The sequence below is a fragment of the Microbacterium sp. BF1 genome, assembly GCF_019279095.1.
In the GTDB taxonomy this organism is placed as follows: domain Bacteria; phylum Actinomycetota; class Actinomycetes; order Actinomycetales; family Microbacteriaceae; genus Microbacterium; species Microbacterium maritypicum.
The window spans coordinates 1-4,590 of record NZ_JAGYWT010000187.1 but is presented as its reverse complement, the minus strand read 5'-3'; the positions used below and the strand labels follow the sequence as shown (position 1 = coordinate 4,590).

Here is a 4,590-nt window from a genome sequence, read left to right as displayed (position 1 = left end):
CCCGCGACAAGGCCAAGGCCGCTGCGCGCCGCGGAGACCTGATGCGGAGCATGCTTCCCGATGTGGCATCCGGTCTCGGCCGAGACGCCACCTACCAGCTCGACGCGCTCGTGGAGCACCTGGAGGAGAGCGGCTTCGAGCCCGTGCTCGACGACCAGCGGCTCACGGTCGACCTCAGCCCCTGCCCGCACGCCGCCGGACGCTCGGAAGATCGTCCGATGCTGTGCCGTGTGCACCTCGAACTCATGCAAGGCGTCCTCAAAGAGGCAGGCGGACCACTCGAAGCCGAGTGCGTTCGCGATGCCGTCCTCGCCTCGGACTGCACCGTGCAGCTGCGCGACACCACCGCGTCGCTGATCGAGGGAACGGAGCCGCCGCGTCACCGCACGACGCCGCAGCACCACAGAACAGGAGTCGCGCATGGAATGGCTTGATCCGCTCGCTCTCGCCCGATGGCAATTCGGGCTGACGACCGTCTACCACTACCTCTTCGTGCCGTTGACGATCGGCATGGCGCTGGTCGCCGCGATCTTCCAGACCGCGTGGGTGCGCACCGCCAAGGTGCAGTACCTGCATCTGACCCGCTTCTTCGGCAAGATCTTCCTCATCAACTTCGCCATGGGCGTCGTCACCGGCATCGTGCAGGAGTTCCAGTTCGGCATGAACTGGTCGGACTACTCCCGCTTCGTCGGCGACGTGTTCGGCGCACCGCTCGCCTTCGAGGGTCTGCTGGCCTTCTTCTTCGAGGCGACCTTCATCGGGCTGTGGATCTTCGGCTGGGACAAGCTCCCGCAGAAGCTGCACCTCGCCACGATCTGGTGCGTCTCGATCGGCAGCATCCTGTCGGCGTACTTCATCATCGCCGCCAACGCGTTCATGCAGAACCCCGTGGGCTACACGTTCAACGAGGCGACGAACCGGGCGGAGCTGACCGACTTCTGGGCACTGCTGACCAACCCGGTCGCGCTCGCCGCGTTCCCGCACACGATCTTCGGCGCGTTCATGTTCGCGGCCGGTGTCGTGATCTCGGTCTCGGCCTGGCACCTCTCGCGCGGCCAGCACTTCGACACCATGCGCATCTCGCTCAAGTTCGGGCTGTGGGCCATGATCGTGTCGACCGCCGGCGTGGTGCTCACGGGCGACCAGCTCGGACTCGCGATGTACGCCGCGCAGCCGATGAAGATGGCCGCCGCCGAGGCGACGTTCAACACGGTGTGCGGGCCGGATGCCTCGTTCAGCATCTTCACGCTCGGCACACCGGACGGCAGCTCGGAGCTGTTCTCCATCCGCGTGCCGTATCTGCTCTCGCTGCTGTCGACCCACACGCTCGACGCGTGCGTGCACGGCATCAACGACCTGAACGCCGAGTACGCCCAGACGTACGCCTCCACCGGTCTGACCGACTTCGCCCCGATCCTGTGGATCACGTACTGGGCGTTCCGCTGGATGATCGGCCTCGGCATCGCCGCAGCGCTCGTGGCCGTCGCCGGTCTCTGGGTCACCCGCAAGGGCGCCAAGAAGCCTGTCGCCCCGTGGATGTGGAAGGTCGCGATCTGGTCGTTCCCGCTCGCGCTGGCCGCCAACATCATGGGCTGGGTCTTCACCGAGATGGGAAGGCAACCCTGGATCGTGTTCGGGCTGATGACCACGCAGGACGGTGTCTCGCCGGGCGTCAGCGGGCTCGAGGTGCTGATATCGCTCATCTCGTTCACCGCGATCTACGCGGCGCTCGCCGTCGTCGAGATCCGTCTCATCATCCGGGCCGCGCAGAAGGGGCCCGACACCGAAGAGAAGCCGCATGACGAGACGGCCCAGCTGCCGTCGGTCGTCTACTGAGAGGGAGGAGCATCATGGATCTCGCAACGCTCTGGTTCTTCATCGTCGCCTTCTTCTTCGTGGGCTACTTCGTCCTCGACGGGTTCGACTTCGGCGTCGGCATGTCACTGCCGTTCCTCGGCAAGGACGACGTCTCGCGCCGTCAGGTCATCAACACGATCGGTCCGGTCTGGGATCTCAACGAGACCTGGGTCATCGTCGCCGGCGCCGTGCTGTTCGCGTCGTTCCCCGAGTGGTACGCCACGCTGTTCAGCGGGTTCTACCTGCCGCTGCTGCTGATCCTGCTCGCACTGATCCTGCGCGGGGTGTCGTTCGAATACCGGCACCAGCGCGACAGCGTGAAGTGGAAGGCCGGCTTCGACCGGATGATCGTGATCGGCTCGGTCGTCCCCGCGCTGCTGTGGGGTGTCGCGTTCGGCAACATCGTGCAGGGAGTGGCGATCGACGAGAATCACATCTACGTGGGTGGCTTCTTCGCACTGCTGAACCCGTACGCGCTGCTGGTCGGCGTCACCACGCTGCTGCTGTTCTTCCTGCACGGCGTGCTGTTCGTGGCGCTCAAGACCGACGGACAGGTGCACGAGGACGCACGGAACCTGGCGAAGAAGGCCGCGATTCCCACGATCCTCGTCGCGGCCGCAACCGTGATCTGGACGGTGTTCATCGCGATGGGCCGTGAGGCTCCGCTGCTCTGGCTGGTCATCGGCACCGGGGCGCTCGCGGCGGTCAGCCTGATCGCGGCGGTCGGATTCTCGCTCGTCCGACGCGACGGGTGGGCGTTCTTCTCCGGCATCCTCACGGTGCTGTTCGCCGTGGTCATGCTCTTCTCCGCCCTGTTCCCGTACGTGATGCCCTCGACGATCGACCCGGCGTACAGCCTCACGATCGCGAATGCGTCGAGCACGCCGTACACGCTGCAGATCATGAGTTGGACGGCCCTGATCGCGATGCCGCTCGTGCTCGCGTACCAGGCCTGGACGTACTGGGTCTTCCGCAAGCGCGTCACCCGGAAGTCGATCGTCTGGAACAGCTCAGGGAGTTCCTCGACGAGGGACACGACGATCCGTGGGGTGCGGTGTGCGCAGCCTCCGAGTCGGTCTTCGCCCACTTCGCGCACGATCCGGAACTCGCCAGGCGCCGCTACCAGATCGTGCGTCAGGTGCCCGTGCTGCGCGAACGCGAGATCATCACGGTCTTCCGCTATGAGCGCCTGTTCGACGACTATCTGCGCGGCGCGCTCCCCGGTGTCGACCCTCTGGATGCGGTCGGCTTCGCCGCCCTCGTGACGGCGGTGCACAACCACGTGCTGCGCCAGCTGCTGCGCGGCCGCAAGAAGGTGCCGCTGGCGACGCTGCAGACGGCGCTGGCCGATGTGCGTCGTCGCTACGGCGTCGCCGGCGACGATGCCGTAGCCGCCCCGGACGACATGGTCGTGGCGGTGTTCCCCCGCTCCATGCCGATCGCCGAAGTCGGTCGCCGGCTGCAGTCCCAGCTCGACTAGTCTCGCGAGGGTCGTGGAACCGAGTATCGAGGAGTACGATACTTGGTGCCACGAAGGAGCCCCATGAGCACTGCAGCCTCCCCCTTCCCCGGCGAGCGCGTCTCGTCGTACGACATCACCGGACGTCAGGACAGCGACTACTACGCGGTCTTCTCCGACATCCCCGCTGCCGACCGTGCGGCGTGGGACCGTGCCAAGGCCTACATCGACGAGGTCGCCCCGCAGATGGCGGATGCCTGGGACCGCGCGGAGTATCCGCTCGAGGCTGCCCGGCGAATGGGCGAGATGGATCTCGTCGTCGACGGCGTCCAGCACCCCGCGCTCACGAGCCTGTCCCCGCTGGCCGCGGGCCTGGTGAACATGGAGATCTCCCGCGGCGACGGATCGCTGGGCACGATCCTCGCGGTGCAGGGCGGACTCGCGCTGCGCACGCTGGCGCTGTTCGGTTCCCCCGCACAGCAGGAGAAATGGCTCACTCGTGTCGCCGACGGCTCGGTGCTCGGGTCGTTCGCCCTCACCGAGCCCGACCACGGCTCGGACTCGGTCTCGCTGGAGACCGTGGCCCGCCGCGACGGCGACGAATGGGTCATCCGCGGGACGAAGAAGTGGATCGGCAACGGCGCCTCCGGCGGCATCACGTTCGTCTGGGCGCGCGTCGACGACGAGGGCGCCGAGGAGCACGGCGCTGTGCGGTGCTTCCTCGTGGAACAGGACACCCCCGGCTACACCGGCTGCGTGATCCGCGGCAAGGCCTCGCTGCGCGCGATCCACCAGGCGCACATCGTGCTCGACGACGTGCGGGTCCCGCTCGACGCCGTGCTGCCGGGGACGAAGAGCTTCAAGGATGCCTCCATCGTGCTGTACGCGACCCGCTCGGGCGTCGCGTGGTCGGCGCTCGGACACGCGACCGCCTGCTACGAGGCGGCGCTGGCGTATGCGACCCAGCGGGTGCAGTTCGGAAAGCCGCTCGCCAAGTTCCAGATGGTCCAGGAGCGCCTCACCCACATGCTCGAGGACCTCACCGCCATGCAGCTGTACTGCCGGCGCATGGCCGACCTCGAGACGGCCGGCGAGCTGCGCCCGACCCAGGCGTCGCTGGCGAAGTTCCACAACACGCGAGCCGCCATATGTCCGCCCCTCGATGAGGCCGAACACGAGGCTCCCCATCGCCACGATGGAGAGCGCGGCACCGACGACATCGACTCTGCTGATGCGATCGCTGCGAGATTCCGCCACCGTCAGCAGCACGCCGA

Annotated in this window: 3 protein-coding genes and 2 pseudogenes; all 5 read left to right on the top strand. The window is 67.0% G+C overall.

What is annotated here, in order from left to right; all coding sequences use genetic code 11:
• Positions 1–434, top strand: a pseudogene (locus tag KZA10_RS08315) (transcriptional regulator); the annotation flags it as partial.
• Complete coding sequence (locus tag KZA10_RS08310; protein ID WP_055865967.1) at positions 421–1,836, top strand: cytochrome ubiquinol oxidase subunit I; 1,416 nt, start codon at positions 421–423, stop codon at positions 1,834–1,836. The pseudogene KZA10_RS08315 and the gene KZA10_RS08310, both read left to right, overlap by 14 nt.
• Before the next feature lie 14 nt (positions 1,837–1,850).
• Positions 1,851–2,855 (top strand): annotated as a pseudogene (gene cydB / locus KZA10_RS08305) (cytochrome d ubiquinol oxidase subunit II); the annotation flags it as partial.
• Positions 2,856–3,118: 263 nt separating this feature from the next.
• Positions 3,119–3,337: a hypothetical protein gene (locus tag KZA10_RS17910; protein WP_256934571.1), complete on the top strand. Its 219-nt coding sequence runs from the start codon at positions 3,119–3,121 to the stop codon at positions 3,335–3,337.
• A gap of 63 nt (positions 3,338–3,400) precedes the next feature.
• Positions 3,401–4,590 (top strand): acyl-CoA dehydrogenase family protein (locus tag KZA10_RS08295; RefSeq protein ID WP_256934570.1); only part of this gene is annotated, 1,190 nt, incomplete at its 3' end.

Excerpts from the sequence above, each read along its gene's own strand:
- KZA10_RS08310 (WP_055865967.1), top strand. The coding sequence starts at position 421 with ATGGAATGGCTTGATCCGCTCGCTCTCGCCCGATGGCAATTCGGGCTG.